Genomic DNA, 24,216 nt, shown 5'->3' with positions numbered 1-24,216 from the left:
GTCGCCTGGCGACCCCTCGTGCCTGCGGGCCATCTCCCCTCGAGGGGCCTCAAAGAGAGAGATCCCAAGACATTTGGACTATCGTCACGATTGCTGCACTATCTCAGTGCATAACTGACTAGATGGGCCGGGGAGAACAGGGCGTTTGAAAGAAACCAGGATCCAGAAACCGGAACGACAGCAGCGCCTGTTCGGGCTTTCGACGCCGCTCCGTTCGGCCGTCATTCCGCCGCTGTCGGCGGCACGCTGGTTGCTGGTGCTGATCGTTGCCGCCGGTGTCTATTTCTTCCACGGTTTCCTGTTCCCGGTACTGGCCGCGCTCGTCATCGCCTTCGCCAGTTGGCCACTCTACCGTCGCCTGCTGGTCGGCGTTGGCGGCAACCGCACCATCGCCGCCACATTTGCCATCCTGTTCATCCTCGCCTTCCTGGTGATCCCGATCGCACTTGCCGGCACCTATGCGATCAACGAGGTGCGCGAATGGGTGGGCTGGGCGATAGAGACCAATCGGCACGGTGCGGTGACGCCGCACTGGATCGCCACCATGCCTGTCGTGGGTGAGTGGCTGAACGAGCAGTGGACGACCAATATCGGCCATCCCGGCGGCATCGGCGAACTGATCCAGCTGGTCAGCGGCGCCAATATCGGCAGCATCTACCGGGGCGCGCTTGCCGCCGGCGGCAGCGCTTTCAGTCTTTTTCTAACGCTGCTGTTCATGATGATTGCCCTGTTTTTCGCCTATCGCGACGGTGAAAATTTCGCCGGCCAGATCGATCGCCTCGGCGAACGCATCCTGCCGACCCGCTGGGAGCGGATCTCGCGCGTCGTGCCGGCGACCATTTCCTCGACCGTGACGGGCATGACCGTGATTGCCATAGGCGAGGGGCTGGTGCTGGGCATCGCCTACTGGCTGGCCGGGGTGCCGTCACCTGTGACGTTGGGCGCGCTGACCGGCGTGATGGCGCTCATCCCCGGCGGTGCACCACTGTCCTTCACCCTGGTGTCGATCTACCTCGCCGCCAGCGGCTCGCCGATGGCCGGCCTGGCGCTGTTCATATGGGGAACGGTCGAGCTGTTCATCGTCGACAAGACCTTGCGCCCCAAGCTCGTGGGCGGGCCGATAAAACTGCCCTTCCTGCCGACCTTTTTCGGCCTGATCGGCGGCGTCAAGACCATGGGTTTTCTCGGCCTGTTTATCGGCCCGGTGCTGATGGCGCTGCTGGTCGCGATCTGGCGCGAGTGGCTGCGCGAGGTGGAACTCTCCGACGAGGCGGCTGCCGGATCGGCCACCGAGATCGAGACCGGTCCGCAGATCGAGGCCCTGCCCGAACCAGGCGCCGCGAAGAAGGCCAGCGCCTGATCTCGGCCTCTACGCCGGATGGTGCACCGCGAGGTCGCCACGTTGCCTGCGCCCGTCATGCAATTGCCATAGCGAATGGGCGACCAGCGTGACAATCAGGATGCCGCCGCCGATCAGGCTGTTGCGGGTCGGCGTCTCGGCGAAGATCATCCACACCCAGATCGGCGCCAACACGGTTTCGAGCAGATAGAACATCGCCACTTCCGGTCCTGTAATGTATTTCGGCCCGGCGGCGAGGCAGAAGAACGAGATCGGCATGATGACGGCGCCGTTGAAGATGATCCACCATGGCGCGTTCACGTGAAAGCCTTCGCCTGTCACCATGAAGGCGGACAGCCCAAGCGGTAGAAGGACGCCGATGAGCGAGGTGAACCCCATATCCTTGCCGCTGGCGCGCGAGATGGTGATGGCGACCGCGATGAAGAAAGCTGAGCAGAGCGCCATGAAATCGCCGAACAACTTGCCGGTACCGACCGAGCCGCCGACGATGACCAGCACGCCGAGGATCATGACCAGCATCGCCACGATCGTCACCGCTCGCGGTCTTTCCCTCAGGAATATCCAGGACAGCAAGCCAGCGAACACAGTGTTGAAGGCCAGGATGAACACCAGATCGGCGGTCGAGGTGTGGAAGACCGCGGTAACGAAGGTGATCGAGGTCAGCCCATAGCATATCGCCACGATCAGTCCGGACCAGCCGGGGATCAGCGGCGGGACATTCCGGCTCAGCGCGCGCCAGACCGACCAGATGATCATCGCGGCGATGAAAGTGGTTCCGGTTCGCAGCAAAAGGATCGTCCAGGCGCCGCCATCCGCAAGGCGGATCAACGGTATGTCGACAGTCAGTATCAGTCCGCCAATGGCGGTTATCAAAAGGCCCTTCTGGTGATCGTGGTGAGAGGACATGCAGGAACTTTCGCAATGAAATGCAGGTGGCGGCCGATCGGCGCAATCGCGCACTCTCTCCAGCCGAGCGGCTGAAAGACCAGCATCCCCTGCCTTGAAACAGTTTAAGCGTGGATCGTGGGAAAACTCAGCGTCAGACCGCTTCGTTGGTGTAGCGCTCCCAGCCTTTTGGACCGAGATGCTCCTGCGGCATGAAGCGCATCTTATAATTCATCTTGCGCGAACCATTGACCCAGTAGCCAAGGTAGACATGGGGCAGTCCCATCGCCTTGGCACGGGCGATGTGGTCGAGGATCATGAAGGTGCCGAGCGAGCGGCTTTCGAAATCGGGATTGAAATAGGAATAGACCATCGACAGGCCGTCGGCCATCTTGTCGGTGAGTGCCACCGCGATGAGTTCGCCCTGACCCTTGCCGGTGATGAAGGTGTCGGGTCCGCGCCGCCGGTATTCGATCACCTTGGTGTCGACATGCGTATCCTCGACCATCATGGCGTAGTCGAGCACCGTCATGTCTGACATGCCGCCGCGGCGGTGGCGGGCATCGAGATAGCCGCGAAACAGCGAATATTGTTCGGTCGAGGGCTCGGCATTGTGCATGGCGCCGACGAGGTCGGAATTGTGCTGCAGCACGCGCTTCATGTTGCGGCTGGCGGTGAATTCCTGGGCCAGGATGCGCACGGATACACAGGCGCGGCAGGTCTCGCAGGCTGGCCTGTAGGCTATGTTCTGCGAGCGGCGGAAGCCGCCTTGCGTGAGCAGGTCGTTCATCTCCGAGGCCTTGTCGCCGACCAGATGCGTGAACACCTTGCGCTCGAACTGGCCGTCGAGGTAGGGGCACGGCGACGGCGCGGTCAGGAAGAACTGCGGCGACTGGGTCGGGTGCTGCGTCATCGAGCCTTGGAAACACTCCTTCGAATCGCTCTACCTTTGGCTCCGGCGGCGAAAAATTCAACAGGATTGTGAAGGTGTGGTTGACTGAACACCTTCACATTTGCGCTCAAAGAGCCGTGGTTTCTCTCGAGGGCCGGTTTTAGCGGCCAGTACGGCTGACGACCGTGCCGAGCAAAAGATCGTGCAACGTGCGCTTGCGGTCCGAAAACAGCGTCACCAGCAGGACCAGCGGCGACAGGATGACGTTGCCTGCCCAGAACAGCACGGAATGCACCACCGCGGTGAGGCCGTCGATCGGCCTGCCGTCGAGACGGTCGAGGCGGATGCCCATCATCTTCATGCCCGTGGTGGCCTGGTCGGCGCTGCCCAGAGTGTTCCAGATGTAGAGGATGGCGACTGCCGGCACCAGGACGCCGAACAGCGTCCAGCCAAGACCGAGGGTCAGAAGCCCGAGGAAGAATACCAGGATGGCGAACGGAATGGTCAGCAGGGCGACGATGATATAGTCGAGCACGCAGGCCAGGATGCGCCTTGTGCGCACGCCTTCATAAGCCCTGACATCGTCGATCCGGGTGTTGATGATTTCGCCGTCGAGAACGCGAGCGTTCATGTCATTTCCTCGTAACAGGGGCCTGCTTAGCCTGCGCCCACCTCATCAGAAATGGTGAAGGCCCATGGTGGAATCAAGATCGGGCCGTTTCGCCGCCGCGCGCCGGGCAGGACAGAACAGGCTGACGGCCTGAACCGGTTGAATTTGCGGTGCGGATGGCGTTAGCTTGCTGCGGCGCAACAAGACGCCGAGGGAACGGGGCAATATGGACTACGACATGCTGGTCATCGGCAGCGGCCCCTCCGGCCGCCGCGCGGCGGTGCAATCGGCCAAACTCGGCAAATCGGTGCTGGTTGTCGACCGGGGCCGGCGTCTTGGCGGCGTCTCGGTGCACACTGGCACCATTCCTTCGAAAACGCTACGCGAAACGGTGCTCAATCTCTCGGGCTGGCGCGAGCGCGGCTTTTATGGACGCGGCTATCGGGTCAAGCAGGATATCTCGGTCGGCGACCTGATCGAGCGCCTGCACAAGACGCTCGACCATGAGGTCGAGGTGCTGCAACACCAGTTCATGCGCAACACGGTCAAAAGTGCGCGCGCGGCGGTAAAATTTCTCGGCCCCAACAAGGTCAGCCTGACATCGGACAATGGCGACTACAGCGAAGTCGGCTTCGCCAATGCGCTGATCGCGGTCGGCACCAGACCGCATCGGCCGGGCGAGGTGCCGTTCGACAAGACCCGTGTCTTCGACAGCGACGAGATGCTTGAACTCCACCGCCTGCCGCGCACACTGACGGTTATCGGCGCCGGCGTCATCGGCGTCGAATACGCCACGATCTTTTCCGCGCTCGACGTACCGGTGACGCTGGTCGAGCCGCGCAACTCCATCCTCGATTTCGTCGACCGCGAGATCGTCGACGATTTCATCCACCAGATGCGCGACCGCGGCATGACGATAAGGCTGGGCAGCGCGGTCAAGGAAATCCGCTCCAAGCCGGAAACCGCGGAGGTGGAACTGGCCGATGGCCGCACGATCCGCTCCGAGGTCGTGCTCTACGCCGCCGGCCGCACCGGCAATATCGGCAGCCTCGGCCTCGACGTGGTCGGGATCGAAGCCGACTCAAGGGGCCGCATCAAGGTCGATCCGCAGACCTTCCAGACCAGCGTGCCCAATATCTATGCCGCGGGCGACGTCATCGGCTTTCCGAGCCTCGCCTCCACGTCAATGGAGCAGGGCAGGGTGGCCGCCTGTCATGCCTTTGGCGTGACCTTGCCGGCGCCGCCGGAGACCTTTCCCTACGGCATCTATGCGGTGCCGGAGATCTCGACGGTCGGCCAGTCCGAGGAACAGGTGCGCCAAAGCGGCGGTGCCTATGAGGTTGGCGTCGCGCGCTTCCGCGAGACGTCGCGCGGCCACATCATGGGCGTCGACACCGGCTTCCTGAAGCTGTTGTTCTCGATCGAGACGCGACGCCTGCTCGGCGCGCATATCGTCGGCGAGGGCGCCACCGAACTCATTCACATTGGCCAGGCGGTGATCAACCTCGGCGGGACGGTCGACTTCTTCGTCAACAATACCTTCAACTACCCAACCCTGGCCGAGGCCTACAAGATCGCAGGCCTCGACGCCTGGAACAGGATGGGGCGCGGGTAGGGGCGCGACGGCTATTCGGCGGTCGCCGGCTCGATAACGTTGCGGACCTGCGAAATCCGGTCGGCCGGAAACCCGGACCTCTCCGCGTGCTGGCGAACCAATCCTTCGTTCGCCGCGTAGTAGACGCAGTAGATCCTGTCGTCGGTCACATAGCTTTGGATCCACTGGATTTTGGGGCCAAGCGCGTCGAGCGTATCGCATGATTTTTGTGCTGCGCCTCGCAATTCAGAGGCTGAAAGCTTTCCGACGGCCGGCATATCGCGTTCGATCACGAATTTGGGCATGAATTCCTCCTGTCGACCAGCCATCATTGACGTGGTCGTCCGTTGGCGCGATGCTTGAGCAGCGCTTCGACGACAGAGAGCTTCCGTCGAAAAATCGTGGCAAGCCATGATCGAAACACCGGGCAGACTGATCGAACGACCGGCAGAGGGCCAACCCGAACCCAGGCAAGACCTGTTGCTTGATGTGCTGTCGCAGGTTCGGCTTTCGGGTTCGATCTTCCTGATGGGAGAGTATCGCGCGCCCTGGGCGCTGGATTCGCCGGAAGCAGCCGACATGGCCAAGCTGCTGGCGGTCGGATCGAAGCGGCTGATTCTGTTCCATATTGTCCAGGAGGGGCATTTCCAGATCAGCGCCCGCGGCGTCCATGTCGAGGCCGGCGCCGGGGACCTCATCGTGCTTCCGCATGGCGACCGGCACCTGATGGGCAATCCCGCGCTCGTTGGAGCCGTGCACGCCGCCGATCTCGTCCCGCCGCCGCCATGGCAAAGCCTGCCGGTGGTTCGCATCGACGGCGGCGGCGAAGCGGCCCGCGTCGTCTGCGGCTACCTGACCTGCGATCAGCTTCTTTTCAATGTCTTCATGCAGCGCCTGCCCGCCGTCTTCGCTGTCCGGCCGCGTCCGGGTGCGCTCACCGAATGGATGCAGGCCTGCTTCACCTATGCGCTGGATGAAAGCGCGAACGCTCGCCAAGGAAGCCGGCTGCTGATGGCGCGGCTGCCGGAGTTGCTTTTCGTCGAAGCCCTGCGGCTCTATTCCGAACAGAAAGCTTCGGATTCGGGATGGCTGGCCGCGGTCAGCGATCCTGTGCTCGGCCGTGCATTGGGCCTGCTCCACTCCGAGCCCAGCCGCAAATGGAGCAATGAAGAGCTGGCGAGACGCGCCGCCACGTCGCGGTCGGTGCTGGACGAGCGGTTCCGCAATCTGCTTGGCCAGTCGCCGATGCGTTACCTGACCGAATGGCGCATGCAACTGGCCGCCGATCTGCTGCGCGACACCAGCCTGAAGCTGCTGTCGGTGGCCGAGCGTTGCGGCTACGGCTCCGAGGAAGCTTTCAGCCGGGCATTCCACCGCTGCCTGGGGGCATCTCCGGCGCAATGGCGCGAGGCAGGCCTGTCCGCGAACAGCGCATCGGTATCGCGCTGACGCCTCAGGCGCATGTTCGCAAGCGACGAAGTCGAACTCGGTTCGACGCGTGCTCAGCCTTCCAACTGGGCAAGCAAAGCCAGCATCACGTCGGCTGACGGCATCGGCAGCACCGCTTCGATTTCCGCCGGCCGCACACCGGCGATCGCGGCATCGGCGCCGCCGGTGACGGTGCCGAGCGGCCCGCGGAATCCGTGTTTCGACCAGGCTAGTTCCTGCAGCTTCGGGCTGGTCAGCGCTTCCAGCAACCCGTCGACCGACGGATCGATGACAATCAGCGGATGTGCCGAGTAGACCGTGGGCCTGGGGTAGAGGATCTCGGGCTTGGCGCCCATGCCGGCCTGGACCCTTTGCCAGCGTGCGGGATCGGCGAGCGCCCATTCCACCAGCTGGTTCTCATAACCCACCACCATCGGCTCGGCGCCCAGACCACCGGCGATATATTGGTCGAACAGTTTTCCCGATGATGACGACTTCAGGCCCATGCCGCGGAAGATCGCCTTGGCTTGGTCGCCATGCTGGGCAAGCAGTTCCTGCGTCGCCACATCGCCGCTCATCAGGCTGAGCACCAGGCCCGCGAACATGAAACCGGAATTGGATCGGTCGGGATCGGTCGAGACGATGCGCGCCCGGCCGTAAAGTTCGTCGATGCCGAGGTCGGACCAGTTCTTGCCGGCCAGGATGGCATCGAGCAAGGCCTTGAGGTCGAGCTGGTTGTAACCGCCCTTGGCGGCGACCGTGACCAGGGCGCTTTTCTTCAACCCTTCGACCACCGGCCCCCAGGTGTAGACGACGATCGGCGAGTTCAGCACCACCTGGTCGTTGCGGATCGAGACGCCATTTTTGCGCGCAAGGTCGACCATGATCGACGAGGAGGGCCACAGGAATTGCGGCTTCTGGGTAAGCAGTGCCGGCTCGCGTACCATCTCCACCGAACCGGCGACACGTGCGTCAAGCTCAAGCCCATAGCCACCGAGCGCATGAACGACATCGGGATCGGCGAGGAAAGCCTGCTTCTCGCCGCCGATGAAACCGAACAGATGCGCCCTGTTGCCGAGATAGCCACGGAACTCGGGACGATCCTTCAGCGTCAGATAGCCGCCGGTGCCGGCAGCGGCGGCGCCCAGCAGACCCAGTCCGAAAGCGCGGCGCGAAATGGCCATCAGCGTCCGATATCCTCTTTCAGCGACTCCTGAATGAGTCGCAGGTCGACGTCGAGCGTGCCGAGTTCGCTATCGGCCAGGCTGTCGGCGTAATGCGCGAAAGCATCCTGCAGTTTGGTGATCACCGCGCCGACATTGGCAAGCCTTGCCTGGCTCGGCGCGCGCCGGTTGGCCAGCGTCGCATAACCTTCCGCCACTTCCGCCGCCTGCGGCACGTAGTAGGTGAGGAAACGCCGCACCGAGGGCGCGGTTTCCGGTTTCGTCTCGACTTTGGAAATCACGTCGGCGGCGATGTCGGACAGGTTCTTCACCTTGGCCTTCATGTCCTTGTCGGCGATCGATCCGGCCGCTGCGGAAAGCCGGTCCGCGGCCGGCTGCGCCTGCGCCAGCAGTTCGCGCGCGAACGCGACGCGGCTGCCGCTTATCGAGCTGAGATCGAGCCCTTCGAACAGCTGGCGCGGCGCCAGAACGAACACCAGCCCGGCAAAGACAAGGGCGGCGATGATCGCCGACACCAGAAACGGGAAATGGGTGTAGAAGCTCAGCCCAAGGAGCAGCGCCGCCGAGACGGCGCCTGCCACGATCCAGTTCCAGTCATTGCCGAAGCCACGCATCCCGGCAGGCTCTAATTGTAGCCGCGCGCGGCGCGGAAGGCGCCGGCCAGGTCGCCGCTGCCGTCGAAGACCCGCGCCGAGGTCGCCTTTGCGAGGCTATCGAGCTGGCTCTTATCCGCATCGCCGAAGGTGACGCCGAAGACCGGCACGTGCACGGGGGCGTCGCGCCAGTGAGCGAGAAACAGGTCAGCGCCGCCATCGGTGCGGCCGTCAGTCATGATGACGATGGCCGGCAGGTATTTCGAAAGATCCGCCGTGGCGACGATCTTCTGCAGGGCCTGGTCGGCGCAGGCGTACATGTCGGTGCCGCCGCCGGCGCGCTGCTGGGCAACGTCCGCCAGCAACTCACTCTGGCCCGCTGCGTCGCCGCTTGCCTGAAATGTGTCGCGCACGACGGCGTCGAAAGGCAGCACGAAGATGCGATCGGACGGCGTCCACTGCACCAGCACTTCGCTCGCCTTTTCCGGCGTGAACAGGAATTGCGCCGCCGCCTGCAACTGTTGCTCCCCCTTGTCCTCCATCGAACCGGAGAAGTCGAAGCACAGCGCCGTCAGCGACGGCTTGCGCAGCGCCTCCTGGTAGAGGTCGAGCGCCTTGCGGATCACCGCGGGCTCCGGCATGCGGATCGACGTCACCAGCTTGCTTGGATCGAAGTTCCAATCCGGCTCGGCGGTCGCCTGGATGGCCGCGCCGCCGAGCGGCAGCCGCCGGCCGGTATCGGCAATGCGCTTGCGCACCGCGTCGGTCTGCAGATAGGCGAGCAGGTCGGTGAAGAATTTCTCGACATCGGCGCCGCGCCCGTGGTCGATGAAGCCGAGCGGCGAGTCGCCGACGGCGACGCCGTCGGCCGGATAGATGGCATAGAGCGGCTCGTTGCCCATTTGCTTGAGCTTGTCGTTGGTCTCCTTCAGCGTCGCTTCGTAGTTCCACATCGCGTCATAGACGGTGCCCTTGCCGGCGCTGTCGACATAGAGGTCGGCGAGCCAGCCCGACGAGCCTGACGAGCGCTCGACACCTTGCAGCAGCGTGCCGACCGTATCGCGCACGCTCGGATTGTCGAGATCGCCGGGCTCGATCACTTCCTTGCCGCCAAGCGCGCTGGACAGCATGGCAAGGTAGGCGCTGGCGCCGGAATTGGACTGCGTCGCCGAGGTCATCAGGAATTTGAGCTTGCCGTCCTTCACCGCGGCCAGGATGTCCTTCATGAACACTGGTTTGCCGACCCAGCCGAGTTCGACGGCCTTGGATTTGCGCACGCCCAGAATGACCGGCATCTGCGCGATCGAGGTCAGGTTGCGCACCTTGCGGCCGGTATCGAACAGGTCGACCCAGACGCTCGATGCCGGCCAGACCGCGTCCTGGTCGAGACCGCCGGGCTTCTGCAGGCCAAGGCCGATGTCGAGCGAGCCCTGATAGGAAATAGTGCAGGTCGCGCCCTGCTTGGTGCAGAATTCCTGAGCGATCGGCTCCAGCACCGTGTTTTCGGAACCGGAGACGATCGAGAATTTCACATGGCTCGAATTGCAGGCCGCTAGCAGCACCGTGAAGGCGAGCAGCAGAACGGACGTCAGCGTCTTCGGCATGGCGGTTCCGATCAGGCCTGGGTCAACGCTTTCTTCAGATTGATCGTCATCTGGTCCATCTGCTTTTCGGCGTCGGCCCGCTTCTGGCGGCCCTCCTGCTGGACCTTCAGGACGCCTTGCACCGTGTCGATGAGGTCGCGATTGGCCTGCGCCAGCGTTTCGACATCGACGATGCCACGCTGCGCCTGCTCTTCGATCGAGATCGCCTGATCCTTCATCATCTTGGAGGTCTGGCGGATCATCTCGTTGGTGGCGTCGGTCACCGTCTTTTGCAGTTCGAGCGCCGACTTCTGGTTGGTCAGGCCAAGCAGAATGACCATCTTCTGCTTCCAGGCAGGCACGGTCAGCGCCGATGTCGCCTGCAAATTCTCGATCAGCGTCTCGTCGCCGGACTGGACGATGCGGATCTGCGGCAATTGCTGGATACCGAGCTGGCGCGCCTGCACCAGGTAGAAGACGCGCTTTTCCAGCCGATCGAGCGCCTGTACCGCGTCTTGATAGGTCTGCGCCTCCAGCGTGCCGCCGACATCGCCGCCGGCCGAATCGGCCGCTGCCTTCAGCTTTGGCAAATCGTTGGCGCGATAGTCGTCGACGAATTTCTTGCCGGCCTGAACATAGGCATCAAGCTTGAGAATGGAATCCTTTGTCTGCTCATGCAGGTCGTCGAGCACGGCAATATCGCGGCGCAGCGTGTCCTTGTGGCGGTCGAGTTCGAGACCGATGCGGTCGATCTGTCCCGCTACGTCCTCGTATTTTTCCTTGAAGCGTTCGAGCCGCGCCTTGAACGAAGAGAACAGGCCGCTGAGAAAACCCTGGTCCTTCAGCGAGGCCGGATCGAGATTTTTGGCCTTCATGATGATGTCGGTCAGGAGATCACCGGTGTCGCCGAGATCGCGGTTGCGCAACTGGCCCAGGATCTTGTCGGCATAGTCGCTGACGGCCTGCTGGGCGCGGTCGCCATAGACCGAAATGCCGGCACGGTCCCTGACGTCGATCGTACTTTCGATTCTGGCGATGTCGGACGGATCGGCAACGATTGCCGGCAATGTCGAAGTGTCGTCGAGCAGAGTGATGCTGTTCTTGTCGGCCATGCACACGTCCCCTCAGTGAACAGTATCTCGATAGCCAATCTGTAACAGTGATATGTCGCCGCTGTGGACAATGGAAGAGCCGGGCCGTTTTGTTGGTGAATCGCTGCGTCCCGACCCGAGCAACCGGTGTATCCTATCCGGCTGCCGCTTGCAGCGATACGGGCCGGCGCGAGCAAGCAGGGAACAGGACGTAGAGGTTTGCGCCTTCCGGCAAAGAGGCCGGTCTGCCTACGTCACGACGCCCGATCCCGCCAGCCAGTACCTGACGATGGCGGCGTCCGGGTCGCCGATTTCGTGGCCCGATGGTACAATCCGGGCGTCTATCTCTGTGCCGTGCCGGCTGAGCAGCGTCACCAGCGCCGGCGCGAAAGGCCCATAGGTCTCGTCGGCGGCTCCGGCAATGATGAGCGTCCGTGTTCCCGCAAGGTCCGTCGCCGGGACCTTGTCGAGCACCGGCATTGCCCTCAACAGCGCCGCCCTGCGGACAATGCCGGGATGGAGCAGCATCAGGCTCGAAACCAGATTGGCGCCGTTCGAATAGCCGAGGAATGTTGCGTGATCGAGATCAAGCCCATGGCGCCCGGCGGCTTTGCTCGCGAATGCCGCGAAGGCAGCTGTCTCCGAGTGGATGCTTGTCTGCTCGAAAGTGGTCGGGGTGATTCGCTCGAACCAGCGAAAACCGTCCTCCTGCGCGATGCGGCCACGCACCGCAATCAGGACGGCGTCGGGTGCAATGCGCTTCGCCAGCGGCACCATGCTTGTCTCGTCGACACCCGATCCATGCAGCAGGAACAGGCATTCACGGCGCCCTTTGCCGGCGCCGAGGAGACGATAAGGAAAGGCCAGATCCAGTGTCAACGGGCCATTTTCGATATTGGCGCCGGTCATATCGCATCCCGTTGATTATATGAGGTTCCGCTCAATTTGCCGGCTTCAAAACGCAATATTTTCATGCTCCGCGAAAGTTGATTGAACCAGGCGCATTCCAGCCCGTTTCTGCGTCGATATACTCCCTGTGGGAGGAATCGAAGCGGTGCGTCGGGGGTCGCATTGCTGGACATGAACAACCAGCTTTGAGGCCTTTTGTCGATGACTACCCCTGTTTCGCCAGATCGCGATTTGCGTATCTTGGAACGCGATACGCGTATCGATGTGCTGCGCGCACTGGCCCTGCTCACGATCTTCATCGACCATGTGCCGGGCACGGTTTTCGAGGCCCTGACCTACAAGAATTTCGGGTTTTCGGATGCGGCCGAAGCGTTCGTGCTGATTTCCGGCATCTCGGTCGCGCTCGCCTACGGCACGAAATTCCGGCCGGGAGGCCGGCTACTGGCGACGTTGAAGATGTGGCGGCGGGCGGGCGTGCTCTACGTCGCCCATATCGTCACGACCATGGTGGTGATGGCCCTGTTCTGCGCCGTGGCGGTGTTTGCCAAGCGGCCGGAACTGCTGAAGCTCATCAATATCGAGCCGCTGATGAAGAACACGCCGCAAGTGCTGGTCGGCATCGTCACGCTCGGCCACCAGCTCGGCTACAACAACATCCTGCCGGTCTATGCAGCGCTGCTTTTGATGGCGCCGGCCTTCGTCCTGTTCGTCAGCTACAGGCCCGTCGCGGCGCTTGTCGTATCGGGCACGCTGTGGCTCGTTGCCGGAATCTGGCAGATCGCGCCGCCCAATTATCCCGAGCCGGGCTTCTGGTTCCTCAATCCACTCTCCTGGCAGTTCCTGTTCAACATCGGCCTTGCCACCATGCTGCATGTCAGGCGCGGCGGTGTCATTCCGGTCAACCGCTGGCTTGTCGGCGCGGCCGCGGCCTATGTGCTGGCGGCGCTGGTGTGGGTGCATAGCCCGCTCTGGGGACAGATAACGTGGTTCAACCTGCCGGTGGTGATCGGCGGCTTCGACAAGACCTTCCTGTCGCTGCCGCGGCTGTTGCACATCCTTGCGGTCAGCTACCTCGTCGTCGCCCTGCCGGCGCTCTCCAGCCTGTTCCGCACCAGCCCCGACCATCCGCTGGCGATATTGGGCAAACGATCGCTGCCAGTCTTTATTGCGGGCACGGTGATCGCCATGGTCGCGCAGGTCATGAAGCTGATCAATCCGGGCGGGTTCGTCTATGATAGCCTGCTGATATCGGCCGGCATCGCCATGCAGTTCGCGCTCGCCTTCTATCTCGAATGGCTATCGACCATCGGCGGCTCGGGCAAGGCCCGTTCGGCCCAAAAGGATACCGCACCGGTTCGTGCGCCTTTCGGCCTCTCTACCGTGGCAAGAGCCAATCGATAGGCGGTTCAGCCGCGGGGCGGACCCGACGAGCTCCGCACGATTAGTTCGACCGGCAGTTGGTGCCGGCTGACCGGCCCGTCGCTCTCCAGGATCGCCCTGACGGCAAGGCGGCCCATCTCGGCAATCGGCTGGGCGATCGTGGTCAATGGCGGCTCGGACACCGCTGCTTCCGGAACACCGTCGAACCCGACGATGGAAACATCGTCAGGCACGTTCAGCCCGCGTGCGCTCAGCCATTCGAGCGCCACCAGGGCTATTCTGTCCGACATGGCCAGGATCGCCGTGGGCGGCGCGTCGGAGGCGAAGATGGTTTCGAGCCCCGCCTTCGTGCTCGCCACGTCGTTGGCGGTCTCATAGACGGGCACTTTGGATGTGTCGACGCCAACCCGCGAAAGCTCCCGGAGATAGCCGGTGAGGCGGTCGCGCGTCCCTGCATAGGTTGCGGCCCGGACCTGTTCAGCCGAAACAAGGCCCGTCCTGTCGTCGGCAAAGGGCAGCGCCAGGACGGCAAAGCGGCGATGTCCGAGATCGGTGAGATGGCGGGCCGCCATGCCGGCGCCGGCGATGTTGTCGACACCGATCGCGGCGACCGACCCGTCCTCGGAATCGAGGTCGAGCGCGACGAAGGGCAGCTTACGCTCGCGTGCCAACTCCACCAGGCGTGAGCCGCCTTCGATGCAGAACACGATGAACCCGTCGACCAGGGCGCTCTGGATGTTCCACGCAAGCTGCTCGTTGTTGGCGGCCGAAACCAGGGAGATGCCGGCTCCCGTCGCATCGCAGGCCTGTGAGATGCCGGCCATCATGACGCGCGCAAACGGATCGTCGAAGAAGTAGGAGAGGGGCTCGGCGGTGGCGACGCCAATGGCGTTGACCTTGCCGGCCCGCAGCAGCCGGCCCTTTGGGTCGGGCCCGCCATACCCCATCGCCTCGGCGGCAGCGCGAACCCGTTCGCGGACTTCCTCGCGCACGATCTCGGGGCGGCTGAACACATTGGACGCGGTGCCGTGCGAAACACCGGCGGCCTTTGCGATATCCGCCAGTCGGACGGGTCGTCGATTGCCTGAGGTGAGTGACGCCATTTGCGCAATGCCTCCTGACATGCATTTAGCACGTTCCCGAGCAGCATCTAGCATTTTGTTTGGATCGATTCAAATTTTGCTTGACCTGCGACAGCCGGGGTTCTATGTTTGAATCGATCCAAGTTGCAGGCATGTTCTGCTTGATTAGCCAGAGGGAGGAGCGCCATGCATCCCGTCAACTATCTCTACGACGACATCTATCGCAACGACTGGAATATCGGCTCGGCCGCCAAAGCCAGGCGTCGTGGTGAAACAGGCCCATGGATTCGCGACCTTCGCTTCCTGGTGGTGCGCAAGCGGAGCTGATCAACCGGCTTTTTTGCGTCCAATGATTGGATCGATTCAAGTGCAAGGAGGATGAGTCATGCATCCCATCAAACATCTGTTCGAAGACATCTATCGCAACTACTCCAATGATTGGATCGATTCAAGTGCAAGGAGGATGAGTCATGCATCCCATCAAACATCTGTTCGAAGACATCTATCGCAACTACTGGGGTATCGCGCCGGCCACCGAACGGCCGGAGGCGCGGCGGCGGGCAAAACCCGCCGCGCGCAATCGCGACCTTTGGATCCGCCGGGAACGCCGCCGGGATTGACCCGGAGCAATCACTTCAGGGTCGTGGACGCGCCACGGCCGAGATCGCTATCGCGAGCCAGCCTGCAATGAGCAGGGTGCCGCCGATCGGCGCCGACATCGGAAACAGCCTCGATCCCCAGAAATCGCGGGCGAGAAGATCACCCGCGAAGAGCAACAGCCCGGCGAGCAGAACGAGGCTTGCGATGCGCAGCCAGCGGTTCGCGCCGACAAGGCCAATGGCAAGAAAGACCGGCGCATGCATCAGGAGGAACGACGCGGCCGTGCCGGTGAAGGCGCCGCCACGGTGCGCGGCCGCTGCCGACAGCGCCACGCCCGCCGCGCCGACGAGACCGCCGGCAAATACGAAGAGACGGCTGCCGTTTGGATCGGCAAGGTTCATGGTCGGCGTGCTCCTTCTTCTTGCCGGTCGGGCGAGCCTCAAGGCTTGCCCGCTTCCAGCGCCATATGCCGCGTCCGCCGCGACTGGACAATCCAGTTGTAGACGGCGCCGAGCGCCATCAGCACCGACGTGCCGAGAAACACCGCCGGCATGCCGAAATGGCCGCCGACAAAACCGCCGGCCAGCGGTCCCGCGACCTGCCCGACATACTGCGCCGAGATCGCCAGGCCAAGCACGTTGCCGCCAACGCCGTCGGGAATGTTGTGCCTGATTACACTGGTGATGCAGGGCAGGAGGCCGCCCAGCGCCAGGCCCATCAGGAAACGCAGGCCGATAAGCTGCCAGCTGTTGGTGACAAAAGCCTGCGGGATGAGCAGCAGCGCCGAAACGGCCAGCGCTCCCACGACAACGTTCCAGTGCCCGATCCGGTCTGCAAGCTTGCCGACCCAGGATGCCGACAGGATGGTGCCGAGTGCCGCCGCCGACATCACAACGCCGGCGACGAGCGTCACCCGGCCCTGGTCCTCGATGAGCTGTTGCACATAGACGGTGATGATCGGCTCGATCGACATTGTGGCGAAGGCGAGCAGCATTCCGGTGGTCAGCATGGCCACGACCGGGCGCTTGTCCGGGATCTGCGACCAGCCGCTTTTCGGCTTTGCCGTCGATGCGGCTTTGGCTGGCTTGGGACGCGGGCTCTCCTTGATGAGGAAGGTGGTCGCCAGGAAAGCGAGAAAGATCACGCCGCCCGACAGGAGGAAGGTGGCGCGAATGCCGATTACCGGCGGCAGCACGCCGCCGAGCAGGGGCCCGACCAGCGAGCCCGCCGTAATCCCCGCCGACAGGACGCCAAGCGCCCAGCCGGAGCGCTCCTTCGGCGTCTGCATGGCCACCAATATGGTTGAACCCGAGGAGTAGCCACCGGCGAAGCCGATCAGCAGGCGCAGCAGGACCAGTTGCCAGACCGTCTCGACCATGCCTGTCAGCGACATGCAGATCGCCATGCCGAAGGAGGCGCGTACCAGCATCACCTTGCGGCCGTAGCGGTCGCCCAGGCGTCCCCACAGCGGCGCGACCATTGCCGCGGCGAAGAAGGTGGCGCCATAGGCGATGCCGGACCATTGTACGATGGCGGCGTGACCCTGTGCACCGAGCTGTTCGACATAGAGCGGCAGGAAGGGCAGCAGCAGGGTCATGGCGACGAGCGTGCTGAACGAGCCCGCGAAGCAGACCGCGAGATTGCGCCGCCAGTGGATGTTGTAGCCGCTTTGCCGCGTGTCTTCCTGCGTCATGTCCTGCCTGCCCGGTATCGGCGCTTGTTGCGGATACCATTTTGGGATACCAAACTGGTATCCGTCATGAACTTCAAGCCGGCCGCTGTCAATGTGGCTTCGGAAAGGACGCGCGATGTCGCAGATGCAGAATGTCGAACGGCAGCTTCGCGAGATGATCCTGGCGCTCGAGATCGGGCCGGGGGAGCGGCTGACCGAACGCTGGATCGAAAGCCGTTTCGGCGCCTCGCGCACGCCCGTCAGGGCAGCACTTCTGCGGCTGGAGACCGAGGGCCTGGTCGGCAGGGATGGGCGCGGCTGGACGGTCTCGCCCATCAACCTGGCCGAGCTCGAGCAGATCGCGGTCTATCGCGAGGCGGTCGAGGTCGCGGCGCTGCGGCTGACATGCGGGCAAGCCGACAAGAGTGTTGTCGATGTCATTGAGGCGATGCTTGATTCGTGCGACGAAAACACGCCGCGCGAGGAATGGCATCGTGTCGGCATGGATTTTCACATCGAACTGGCGCGGCTCTCTGGCAACGAATTCCTGTTCCGGGCGGTTCGTGACGCCATGACGCGCCTGTCGCGCGCCCGCTGGCTGGAAGTGCGTGACGAAACGGCCCTTGGCCGCGCCTGGCTCGAACATCGCGCCATCCTTGCGGCAACACGCCTTGGTCAGGCCGATGAAGCCGCGCGGCTACTGTCGGCCCACATCGTCGGCAGCCGTGACCGGCTGGTGACGTCGCTTGCCAACGACCGACGTGGCCTTCGCGCCAGGGGATTTGCCGTCGTCGCTGCCTAGTGCGGTCTCTGCGCGGCAACGCTCGCCGGAAAAAGAGGCGGCCTCTGGGGTGAAGCGCACTTTCGGCCTCGCTTCAAGCAAGCCGATGGCGTAAGAGCGGCGATGGAAAACAATCGGTTTGAAACGCCCGTGACCGTCAAATCCGTCACGGCGGGAAGCACTCAGCTCTTGCGTTCGGCAAGGGAGGCTTCCGATTACCTTCTCAACAGCTGGCCCGGCAAGCGCAGCGCCAAGCATCGTGCGGCGCTGCAGGCCTGCCACGACGCACTCGCCGGCGACAAGCCGGCGATGAATGCCCGACGCGCTTTCATCGCCGCGGCGCGAGAGGTGGATGTTTTCATCAGCGACAAGGCGCCAGCCTGACATAGGCTGGCACCGACAATTCGGATGGAGGCACGGCCCGCATGCCGTTACTCCTCGGTTTCGGTCTCTGTCTCGGTCTCAGGCTTCGAACGTTCGCGCGCGGCAACCTTGGCCGCCAGCTTTTCAGCCTTCTTGGCTGCTTTCTGGCGGTCGCGCTCCTTGCGTTCCTGATCGTAGTTTGGTGCTCGCGCCATATCGGCTCCTTTTGTCACTGCCTTGCGGCCCTGAACCTGCCTAAGAGCATTAGCCGTCAAACACAACAGCCGAAGCGACAATGCCTCGGTGCTGATGTCGAACAGATGCGGGGCTTGCCAGATGGGCGCCACAATGATGTAGGAAACGCGGGGCGCCAATGAATTGAGACCTGCCTGTTTGTTTTGATCAAGTGACCGATGGCCACAATTTCGCGGACCGCAGCAAGAGTTTTCTATTATGCGAGAAACGTCGCGCGCGATGTCGCTCCGCAAGCGCTGTTTCGCGCCAGGTTGGCCGGCCGTCTCGAAAGGGCCAGGCTTTCCGGTGAGGCGGCGCGCCAGCGCTTGAATTACTACAACAAGTTGCAGCAAGATTTCGCGCCAAGCGCCAATGCCAAGCGCATCAGCAAGCTGCCCTTCACTCCGACCATGTATTATTACGACCTGAAGGAATTCGCCCGCTACTTCGATCCGGATTTGCTCATCGACCTCGAATTCGGCGACGTCAGGCGGGTGCCGAAGGTGCCGGCGATTGTCAAGGATCGGCCGATCCTTGACGATGACGAGAACGCGATCATCATGAAGCTCGACAAGTTTCGTCACTTCCAGATGCCGGCTGACGCCATCTCGTTCGCCGACAAGCTGCCGATCGTCGTCTGGCGCGGCGATCTTAACAATCCGATCAGGACAAGATTCCTCAAGGCCGTGCGCGACCTGCCGTTCTGCGATGCCGGCTCGCACAAGCCGAACGCGCCGGCGGAATACGCCAAGCCTTTTCTCAGTATCAGCCAGCACCAGCGCTACCGCTACATCGTCTCGCTCGAAGGCAATGACGTGGCGACGAATCTCAAATGGATCATGAATTCGAAGTCGCTCTGCATGATGCCGCCACCGACTTATGAGACATGGTTTGCGGAGCGGCAGCTCGAAGCCAATGTGCATTATGTGCCGCTCGAGACGGATTTCTCGAATCTTGCGGACCATGTGGCCTATTTCGAGCGGAATCCGGCGAAGGCAGAGCGCATCATCGCCACCGCGAACGCCTATTGCCGGACATTCGACGACGAGCGGACCGAGCAGGCGATCTCCCTGCTGGTGCTCTACAAGTATTTCGTGCTCTCGGGCCAGATCAAACCTGACGCCGAGGTATGGCGCTACATAACGGGCTAGTTGCTTTCCACGCCGCCCTGTGCGCCTTATCGCGACGGGTAGCCACGCGTTCGAACACTGCCGGAATGCATGGCCCAATGATGCGCAATCATGCCACGGAACCATCCCGGCCATCATTTGTTTAACCGCGTTTATCTCTGATCTAAAGAACGATGGCCACCATAAAACGGACGACGGCAAGGGTCTTTTACTACGCGCGAAACGTCATGCGCGATATCGCACCCCAAGCTATCTTCCGACGACGGTTGGCGGGCCGCCTGGAGCAGGCGAGGCTCTCGGACGAGGCGGTGCGCCGGCGGCTGAATCACTACAACAAGTTGCAGGCCGCTTTTACGCCGGGCCCGGATGCGGTGCGCATCGACAAGATGCCTTTTGAACCAAGCATGTACTATTACGACCTGAAGGAATTTGCCCGCTATTTCGATCCGTCATTGCTTATCGACCTGAAGTTCGGCGACGTCAAAGGCGTGCCCGAGCTGCCGACGCTCGTCAAGGACCGGCCGATCCGCGCCGACAACGGCAACGCTGTCGTCATGAAGTTCAACAAGTTTCGCCACTTCCACATGCCCGTCGACGCCTTCGCCTTCGCCGACAAACGACCGGTCGTGATCTGGCGCGGCGACCTCAACAATCCGATCAGGACACGGTTCCTGGATGTCGCGCGCGACTTGCCGTTCTGCGACGTCGGTTCGCACAAGCGCAATGCGCCGGTTGAGTACAGCAAGCCCTTCCTGAGCATCAGCCAGCACCTGCGCTATCGCTACATCGTCTCGTTGGAGGGCAATGACGTGGCGACCAACCTCAAATGGATCATGAATTCCAACTCGCTCTGTCTGATGCCGCCGCCGACCTACGAGACATGGTTCGGCGAGAGCCAGCTAGAGGCCGGTGTCCATTATGCGCCGCTCGACCCGGACTTCTCCGATCTCCGTGAAAAGGTAGGTTACTTCGAGCAGCATCCGGCCGCGGCGGAGCGCATCATCGCCGCAGCCAATGCCTATTGCCGCAAATTTTCCAATGAACGGGACGAGCAGGTAATCTCCCTGCTAGTCCTCTACAAATATTTCGTGCTCAGCGGCCAGATCGAACCCGATCCCGAACTCTGGCGGTTCATCGGGAGCTAGAGCAATTCCAGGAAAAGTGCACAGCGGTTTTCCGTCCGGAATTGCGTGGAAAAAGAAGTTGGAGCGGGTCAGAGATTCTATCAAACGCTGAACCGCTCCAACTCTTGCTCTCGGCCTGACGCCGCTGATCAGATATCGCTGCGGTCGAGAACCATGTCGGCGGGGCCGAAGCGATCCTTCGCCGTCAGTTGCTGGTGCCAGTAGGGGTAGAGCAGGGGCGGCCGGCTGACCGCGTCGAGGCGCTGGCGTTCCTCGCTGCCGAGTTCCAGGGCGGCGGCCGCGAGATTGTCCTTCAGCTGGACGTCATTGCGGGCGCCGATCACCAGCGAGGAGACGGCAGGGCGGCCGAGCAGCCAGGCAAGGGCCACTTGCGCCGCCGATACACCACGATCCCCGCCGATGTCGACCAGCACATCGACGATCCGCCAGAGCCGGTCCTCGTCGCGGATCGGCGGCTCGGACCAGCCGGCAAGCTGGCGGGCGGTTGGGCTGTCGCGGCGGTATTTGCCCGACAGCAGGCCGCCGGCAAGCGGGCTCCAGACCAGCACGCCCAGTCCCTGGTCGACGGAGATCGGCAGCAGCTCGTACTCGGCCTCGCGCGCTTCCAGCGTATAGTGGATCTGCTGGGTGACGAAGCGTTGCTGGTGACGGCTATCGCTGATGGAAAGCGCCTTCATCACCTGCCAGCCGGAATAGTTGGAGCAGCCGATGTAGCGCACCTTGCCCTGACTGACCAAAGTGTCGAGCGCGGCAATGGTTTCCTCGATCGGGGTGAGGCCGTCCCACTCGTGGACGAAATAGATATCGATGACATCGGTTTTCAACCGCTTCAGGCTTCTCTCGCATTCGCGGATCAGATGATACCGCGACAGGCCCTCGTCGTTCGGGCCCTTGCCGATCCGCATCCGCGCCTTGGACGCGATCAGCACATCGTTCTTGCGTTTGCCGCCGAGCGCTTCGCCTATGATCTCTTCAGACAGGCCGTTCGAATAGACATTTGCGGTGTCGATGAGGTTGATGCCGGCGTCGATGCACATGTCGATCATCCGCTTCGCGTCGGCGAGATCGCTGTTGCCGACCGCGGCAAAGGGCCCGGCGCCGCCGAAGGTCATGGTGCCCAGCGTCAGTGTCGAAACCTTGAGGCCCGAACGGCCAAGGGTGCGGTATTCCATGTCAGATCCTCACGATTTGTTGAAGAGGCGCGCCGCCAAGGGGCAGGCCTGGAATGCGACCGGATATTTGTAGGACAATTCGGTCGGCTTGTCGCCATGCGATGGCGTTGGATCGAGGATAGATCGCTGATTCTGTCGTGCCGGCAATCGCGCCCTCACTGCAATAAAACCGTCACTGCCGGCCTATATTGAAGTCGGCTCAGGTGTTTCCATTCCCGGCCGCCGGCCAGCAATTTGGGGCGCCCAGAGGTAACCGACAGGGCTTGCAAGCGGAGCAGTTGATATGACCGAGCTAAAACAGAATTCCCCTGCCAAGGACTGGCTTGAAGCCGAACTCGCGGACACGCTCGACGAAGATTATGAGCTCGAATTGTCGGAGCCGGCGCTGTCGATGGAGATCGCCAAGATCTACAAGAACTCGCATCCGCCTTCGATCGATCGCATGCAGTATTTTCGCGACCTGATCACCTTGCAGTCCGAACTGATCAAGTTGCAATCCTGGGTCGCCTATCACAAGAAGAAACTGGTGGTGATTTTCGAGGGCCGTGACTCCGCCGGCAAGGGCGGCGTCATCAAGCGCATCACCCAGCGGCTCAATCCGCGTATCTGCCGCGTCGTGGCGCTTCCAGCGCCAACCGAACGCGAGAAGTCGCAATGGTATTTCCAGCGCTATGTCCCGCATTTGCCGGCAGGCGGCGAGATCGTGTTGCTCGACCGCTCCTGGTACAACCGCTCCGGCGTCGAGCGCGTGATGGGTTTTGCCAGCGCCGAGCAGGTCGAGGAGTTCTTCCATGACGTGCCGGAGTTCGAGCGCATGCTGGTGCGCTCGGGCATCACCGTGGTCAAATACTGGTTCTCGATCACCGACGAGGAACAGCAGATGCGCTTCCTGATGCGCATCCACGACCCGATGAAACAGTGGAAGCTGTCGCCGATGGATCTGCAGTCACGTGTGCGCTGGGAACAATACACCAAGGCCAAGGAGGAGACCTTCGCCCGCACCAATATCCCCGAGGCGCCCTGGTTCATCGTCGAGGGCAACGACAAGAAGCGCGCGCGGCTGAACTGCATCGATCATCTGCTGAAGCAGTTGCCGTACGAAGACGTGCCGCACGAGGAGATCACCCTGCCGGAACGCGTCTTCAACCCCGAATATGAACGCCAGGTCCTGCCGCGCGAGCTTTACGTGCCGGAGAAGTATTGAAATAGAGGTTCCCTTCTCCCCGTATAGTGACGGGGAGAAAGGAGCTATGCCAAGGGCTTCGCCTAAGCCCTCTTGATGATCACGTGCGTGGCAAGTTCAGTTGCCACCTGCTCGATGCACTGATAGCCAAGCTTTGGCATGTCGAGGCCGGCAAAAAGGTTCTCGCCCCTGCCAAGCAGCACCGGTGAGATCGCTAGGTGCATCTCGTCGATCAGTTTTTCCTGCAGATATTGCCGAATGGTGGAGACGCCGCCGCCGACCCGCACGTCCTTGCCGCCGGCTGCCGATTTCGCCTGCTCGAGCGTCGAATGGATCCCGTCGGTAACGAAATGGAAGGTCGTGCCGCCTTCCATCGTCAGGGATGCCCGCTTGTGATGGGTCAGCACGAAAACAGGCACATGATAGGGCGGGTTGTCACCCCACCAGCCCTTCCAGTTGTCGTCAGGCCATTCGCCACGGATCGGGCCGAACATGTTGCGGCCCAGGATCCAGGCGCCGAGGTTCTCGAAGCTGCGTGCCGCGAACGCCTCGTTGATATCGGTGGTGCCGCCCTCTGCCCCGAGCACCATTTTGCGGAAGGTGCGGGTGCCGACTACCCATTTGTGCAGGGATTGTCCGCCGATGCCGAGCGGATTTTGCAGATCCTGATCGGGACCGGCGCCATAGCCGTCGAGCGACAGGGTGAATGCGTTGACACGCAATTTGGACACGGGATGTTCCTTGATAGCTGATTTTGTTTCGCAAGCAGTTTATTTTAACAAGCAGATTGCGAAATACAACTGGGATTTCAAGGAAGACGAAGGCTCCTGCCAGATATTGCCGCAAGACGATACCGGATCGTTTTACCGGGAGTTTGACGGGCGGCCGTGTCGACGGCCGCCCGATCATCAGTCAGTCGCCGGTGGTTTCCATGAAGCGGATGTGGTTGCTGAACGGGTCGATGACCTCGACCGTCAGCAGCCCGTCCTCATCTTCCATGCCGGGATTCATGTAGCGGTAGCCCTTGCTCGCGAGTTCCTTGTGGAAGTCGCGGATGCCCTTCATGTAGATGACCATATTGCTGCCTGGCGTCGCGTCGCCGACATGTTCGGACAGGTGCAGGACAAGGTTGCCGCGCGAGACCTGTGTATAAAGCGGGAAGTTGTCGCCGTAGCGGTGCTCCCAGTCCACGGCGAAGCCGAGGTAGCCGAGATAGAATTCGTGCGCCTTGGCGAGGTCGCCTTCGCCCGACGGTGAAACGGGTCAGGAAGCCTCCTCTGGAGGCGTTCGCCATACCTCTTGGGCGAGGCGCGGACTGCCGGCCGCCTCCGGCCGTGCGGCTATG

26 protein-coding genes and 1 pseudogene are annotated in these 24,216 nt (G+C 62.3%); 11 read left to right on the top strand and 16 right to left on the bottom strand.

The features are described from left to right. Positions 1-145 precede the first annotated feature (145 nt). Entirely contained in the window at positions 146-1,360 is a 1,215-nt protein-coding gene (locus tag C7I87_RS16555; protein WP_149905191.1) for an AI-2E family transporter, read from the top strand. Between the two features lie 9 nt (positions 1,361-1,369). Here the strand turns inward: C7I87_RS16555 and C7I87_RS16550 are convergent, their stop codons facing one another. The 3 genes from C7I87_RS16550 to C7I87_RS16540 form a co-directional block, all read right to left on the bottom strand. Then, the gene (locus tag C7I87_RS16550; RefSeq protein ID WP_149905190.1) at positions 1,370-2,266 is read right to left on the bottom strand and encodes a DMT family transporter; all 897 of its coding nucleotides are present in this window, start codon (positions 2,264-2,266) and stop codon (positions 1,370-1,372) included. A 133-nt stretch (positions 2,267-2,399) separates the two neighbouring features. After that, complete coding sequence (locus tag C7I87_RS16545; RefSeq protein ID WP_015318275.1) at positions 2,400-3,158, bottom strand: arginyltransferase; 759 nt, start codon at positions 3,156-3,158, stop codon at positions 2,400-2,402. Positions 3,159-3,297: 139 nt separating this feature from the next. Continuing rightward, complete coding sequence (locus C7I87_RS16540) at positions 3,298-3,768, bottom strand: RDD family protein (RefSeq protein ID WP_149905189.1); 471 nt, start codon at positions 3,766-3,768, stop codon at positions 3,298-3,300. Between the two features lie 205 nt (positions 3,769-3,973). Here C7I87_RS16540 and sthA point away from each other — a divergent pair, with 205 nt between their 5' ends. Then, positions 3,974-5,362 (top strand): Si-specific NAD(P)(+) transhydrogenase, encoded by a 1,389-nt coding sequence (sthA, locus tag C7I87_RS16535; RefSeq protein ID WP_149905188.1) that lies wholly within the window; start codon positions 3,974-3,976, stop codon positions 5,360-5,362. Positions 5,363-5,373: 11 nt separating this feature from the next. On the opposite strand, the gene C7I87_RS16530 is transcribed toward sthA, so the two are convergent. Continuing rightward, positions 5,374-5,646 carry a DUF4242 domain-containing protein gene (locus tag C7I87_RS16530; protein WP_149905187.1) on the bottom strand — a complete coding sequence of 91 codons (273 nt, stop codon included), beginning with the start codon at positions 5,644-5,646 and terminating at the stop codon, positions 5,374-5,376. 106 nt (positions 5,647-5,752) lie between these two features. Here C7I87_RS16530 and C7I87_RS16525 point away from each other — a divergent pair, with 106 nt between their 5' ends. Further along, the gene (locus C7I87_RS16525) at positions 5,753-6,790 is read left to right on the top strand and encodes an AraC family transcriptional regulator (RefSeq protein ID WP_149905186.1); all 1,038 of its coding nucleotides are present in this window, start codon (positions 5,753-5,755) and stop codon (positions 6,788-6,790) included. Between the two features lie 53 nt (positions 6,791-6,843). On the opposite strand, the gene C7I87_RS16520 is transcribed toward C7I87_RS16525, so the two are convergent. The 5 genes from C7I87_RS16520 to C7I87_RS16500 form a co-directional block, all read right to left on the bottom strand. After that, the gene (locus tag C7I87_RS16520) at positions 6,844-7,953 is read right to left on the bottom strand and encodes a hypothetical protein (protein WP_149905185.1); all 1,110 of its coding nucleotides are present in this window, start codon (positions 7,951-7,953) and stop codon (positions 6,844-6,846) included. Next, entirely contained in the window at positions 7,953-8,567 is a 615-nt protein-coding gene (locus C7I87_RS16515; RefSeq protein ID WP_149905184.1) for a 5-bromo-4-chloroindolyl phosphate hydrolysis family protein, read from the bottom strand. The genes C7I87_RS16520 and C7I87_RS16515 overlap by 1 nt, the downstream gene beginning before the upstream one ends. An 11-nt stretch (positions 8,568-8,578) precedes the next feature. Next, the gene (locus C7I87_RS16510) at positions 8,579-10,150 is read right to left on the bottom strand and encodes a substrate-binding domain-containing protein (protein WP_149905183.1); all 1,572 of its coding nucleotides are present in this window, start codon (positions 10,148-10,150) and stop codon (positions 8,579-8,581) included. Between the two features lie 11 nt (positions 10,151-10,161). Then, positions 10,162-11,241, bottom strand: a complete 1,080-nt coding sequence (locus tag C7I87_RS16505) for a toxic anion resistance protein (RefSeq protein WP_149905182.1) — start codon at positions 11,239-11,241, stop codon at positions 10,162-10,164. 228 nt (positions 11,242-11,469) lie between these two features. Further along, positions 11,470-12,129: an alpha/beta hydrolase gene (locus C7I87_RS16500; RefSeq protein WP_149905181.1), complete on the bottom strand. Its 660-nt coding sequence runs from the start codon at positions 12,127-12,129 to the stop codon at positions 11,470-11,472. A gap of 201 nt (positions 12,130-12,330) precedes the next feature. Between C7I87_RS16500 and C7I87_RS16495 the strand changes: the two genes are divergently transcribed. Further along, positions 12,331-13,530 (top strand): OpgC family protein, encoded by a 1,200-nt coding sequence (locus C7I87_RS16495; RefSeq protein ID WP_149905180.1) that lies wholly within the window; start codon positions 12,331-12,333, stop codon positions 13,528-13,530. A gap of 5 nt (positions 13,531-13,535) precedes the next feature. Here the strand turns inward: C7I87_RS16495 and C7I87_RS16490 are convergent, their stop codons facing one another. Then, complete coding sequence (locus tag C7I87_RS16490) at positions 13,536-14,612, bottom strand: substrate-binding domain-containing protein (RefSeq protein WP_149905179.1); 1,077 nt, start codon at positions 14,610-14,612, stop codon at positions 13,536-13,538. A gap of 165 nt (positions 14,613-14,777) precedes the next feature. Between C7I87_RS16490 and C7I87_RS35265 the strand changes: the two genes are divergently transcribed. Beyond that, on the top strand, positions 14,778-14,918 hold the full coding sequence (locus C7I87_RS35265; RefSeq protein WP_188393867.1) for a hypothetical protein: 141 nt from the start codon (positions 14,778-14,780) through the stop codon (positions 14,916-14,918). Between the two features lie 143 nt (positions 14,919-15,061). After that, complete coding sequence (locus C7I87_RS35260) at positions 15,062-15,211, top strand: hypothetical protein (protein ID WP_188393866.1); 150 nt, start codon at positions 15,062-15,064, stop codon at positions 15,209-15,211. Between the two features lie 15 nt (positions 15,212-15,226). Here C7I87_RS35260 and C7I87_RS16485 read toward each other — a convergent pair whose 3' ends face one another. Next, positions 15,227-15,592: a DUF423 domain-containing protein gene (locus tag C7I87_RS16485; RefSeq protein WP_149905178.1), complete on the bottom strand. Its 366-nt coding sequence runs from the start codon at positions 15,590-15,592 to the stop codon at positions 15,227-15,229. A 38-nt stretch (positions 15,593-15,630) separates the two neighbouring features. Further along, positions 15,631-16,884 carry a multidrug efflux MFS transporter gene (locus tag C7I87_RS16480; protein WP_149905177.1) on the bottom strand — a complete coding sequence of 418 codons (1,254 nt, stop codon included), beginning with the start codon at positions 16,882-16,884 and terminating at the stop codon, positions 15,631-15,633. Between the two features lie 115 nt (positions 16,885-16,999). On the opposite strand from C7I87_RS16480, the gene C7I87_RS16475 reads away from it, so the two are divergent. Next, positions 17,000-17,665 carry a GntR family transcriptional regulator gene (locus C7I87_RS16475; protein ID WP_149905176.1) on the top strand — a complete coding sequence of 222 codons (666 nt, stop codon included), beginning with the start codon at positions 17,000-17,002 and terminating at the stop codon, positions 17,663-17,665. A 129-nt stretch (positions 17,666-17,794) separates the two neighbouring features. Beyond that, positions 17,795-18,028, top strand: a complete 234-nt coding sequence (locus tag C7I87_RS16470; RefSeq protein WP_245458453.1) for a DUF982 domain-containing protein — start codon at positions 17,795-17,797, stop codon at positions 18,026-18,028. A 47-nt stretch (positions 18,029-18,075) separates the two neighbouring features. Here the strand turns inward: C7I87_RS16470 and C7I87_RS16465 are convergent, their stop codons facing one another. Next, entirely contained in the window at positions 18,076-18,222 is a 147-nt protein-coding gene (locus tag C7I87_RS16465; RefSeq protein ID WP_084637067.1) for a hypothetical protein, read from the bottom strand. Between the two features lie 198 nt (positions 18,223-18,420). Between C7I87_RS16465 and C7I87_RS16460 the strand changes: the two genes are divergently transcribed. Continuing rightward, positions 18,421-19,392, top strand: coding sequence for a glycosyl transferase family 90 (locus C7I87_RS16460; RefSeq protein WP_149905175.1), 972 nt, complete (start codon positions 18,421-18,423; stop codon positions 19,390-19,392). A gap of 152 nt (positions 19,393-19,544) precedes the next feature. Further along, positions 19,545-20,516, top strand: a complete 972-nt coding sequence (locus C7I87_RS16455) for a glycosyl transferase family 90 (RefSeq protein WP_149905174.1) — start codon at positions 19,545-19,547, stop codon at positions 20,514-20,516. A gap of 128 nt (positions 20,517-20,644) precedes the next feature. Here the strand turns inward: C7I87_RS16455 and C7I87_RS16450 are convergent, their stop codons facing one another. After that, entirely contained in the window at positions 20,645-21,688 is a 1,044-nt protein-coding gene (locus C7I87_RS16450) for an aldo/keto reductase (RefSeq protein WP_149905173.1), read from the bottom strand. Between the two features lie 283 nt (positions 21,689-21,971). Between C7I87_RS16450 and ppk2 the strand changes: the two genes are divergently transcribed. After that, a complete protein-coding gene (gene ppk2, locus C7I87_RS16445; protein ID WP_149905172.1) occupies positions 21,972-22,892 on the top strand; it encodes a polyphosphate kinase 2 in 921 nt (306 codons plus the stop codon). Between the two features lie 62 nt (positions 22,893-22,954). Here the strand turns inward: ppk2 and C7I87_RS16440 are convergent, their stop codons facing one another. Further along, positions 22,955-23,602 carry a dihydrofolate reductase family protein gene (locus C7I87_RS16440; RefSeq protein ID WP_149905171.1) on the bottom strand — a complete coding sequence of 216 codons (648 nt, stop codon included), beginning with the start codon at positions 23,600-23,602 and terminating at the stop codon, positions 22,955-22,957. A 181-nt stretch (positions 23,603-23,783) separates the two neighbouring features. Then, positions 23,784-24,098, bottom strand: a pseudogene (locus C7I87_RS16435) (glyoxalase superfamily protein); the annotation flags it as partial. Between the last annotated feature and the right edge of the window lie 118 nt (positions 24,099-24,216).

Source organism: Mesorhizobium sp. SARCC-RB16n (assembly GCF_008520305.1).
Lineage (GTDB): Bacteria > Pseudomonadota > Alphaproteobacteria > Rhizobiales > Rhizobiaceae > Mesorhizobium.
Note: the sequence above shows the minus strand (reverse complement) of the source record. Positions and strands in the feature narration are given on the sequence as shown.

Coding starts and splice junctions, on each gene's coding strand:
- C7I87_RS16495 (WP_149905180.1), top strand. CDS start 12,331: ATGACTACCCCTGTTTCGCCAGATCGCGATTTGCGTATCTTGGAACGC.
- C7I87_RS16455 (WP_149905174.1), top strand. CDS start 19,545: ATGGCCACCATAAAACGGACGACGGCAAGGGTCTTTTACTACGCGCGA.
- C7I87_RS16450 (WP_149905173.1), bottom strand. CDS start 21,688: ATGGAATACCGCACCCTTGGCCGTTCGGGCCTCAAGGTTTCGACACTG.
- C7I87_RS35260 (WP_188393866.1), top strand. CDS start 15,062: ATGCATCCCATCAAACATCTGTTCGAAGACATCTATCGCAACTACTGG.
- C7I87_RS16480 (WP_149905177.1), bottom strand. CDS start 16,884: ATGACGCAGGAAGACACGCGGCAAAGCGGCTACAACATCCACTGGCGG.
- ppk2 (WP_149905172.1), top strand. CDS start 21,972: ATGACCGAGCTAAAACAGAATTCCCCTGCCAAGGACTGGCTTGAAGCC.
- C7I87_RS16465 (WP_084637067.1), bottom strand. CDS start 18,222: ATGGCGCGAGCACCAAACTACGATCAGGAACGCAAGGAGCGCGACCGC.
- C7I87_RS16490 (WP_149905179.1), bottom strand. CDS start 14,612: ATGGCGTCACTCACCTCAGGCAATCGACGACCCGTCCGACTGGCGGAT.
- C7I87_RS16505 (WP_149905182.1), bottom strand. CDS start 11,241: ATGGCCGACAAGAACAGCATCACTCTGCTCGACGACACTTCGACATTG.
- C7I87_RS16485 (WP_149905178.1), bottom strand. CDS start 15,592: ATGAACCTTGCCGATCCAAACGGCAGCCGTCTCTTCGTATTTGCCGGC.
- C7I87_RS16510 (WP_149905183.1), bottom strand. CDS start 10,150: ATGCCGAAGACGCTGACGTCCGTTCTGCTGCTCGCCTTCACGGTGCTG.
- C7I87_RS16545 (WP_015318275.1), bottom strand. CDS start 3,158: ATGACGCAGCACCCGACCCAGTCGCCGCAGTTCTTCCTGACCGCGCCG.
- C7I87_RS16500 (WP_149905181.1), bottom strand. CDS start 12,129: ATGACCGGCGCCAATATCGAAAATGGCCCGTTGACACTGGATCTGGCC.
- C7I87_RS16530 (WP_149905187.1), bottom strand. CDS start 5,646: ATGCCCAAATTCGTGATCGAACGCGATATGCCGGCCGTCGGAAAGCTT.
- C7I87_RS16525 (WP_149905186.1), top strand. CDS start 5,753: ATGATCGAAACACCGGGCAGACTGATCGAACGACCGGCAGAGGGCCAA.
- C7I87_RS16515 (WP_149905184.1), bottom strand. CDS start 8,567: ATGCGTGGCTTCGGCAATGACTGGAACTGGATCGTGGCAGGCGCCGTC.
- C7I87_RS16460 (WP_149905175.1), top strand. CDS start 18,421: ATGGCCACAATTTCGCGGACCGCAGCAAGAGTTTTCTATTATGCGAGA.
- C7I87_RS16540 (WP_149905189.1), bottom strand. CDS start 3,768: ATGAACGCTCGCGTTCTCGACGGCGAAATCATCAACACCCGGATCGAC.
- sthA (WP_149905188.1), top strand. CDS start 3,974: ATGGACTACGACATGCTGGTCATCGGCAGCGGCCCCTCCGGCCGCCGC.
- C7I87_RS16475 (WP_149905176.1), top strand. CDS start 17,000: ATGTCGCAGATGCAGAATGTCGAACGGCAGCTTCGCGAGATGATCCTG.
- C7I87_RS16520 (WP_149905185.1), bottom strand. CDS start 7,953: ATGGCCATTTCGCGCCGCGCTTTCGGACTGGGTCTGCTGGGCGCCGCC.
- C7I87_RS16550 (WP_149905190.1), bottom strand. CDS start 2,266: ATGTCCTCTCACCACGATCACCAGAAGGGCCTTTTGATAACCGCCATT.
- C7I87_RS35265 (WP_188393867.1), top strand. CDS start 14,778: ATGCATCCCGTCAACTATCTCTACGACGACATCTATCGCAACGACTGG.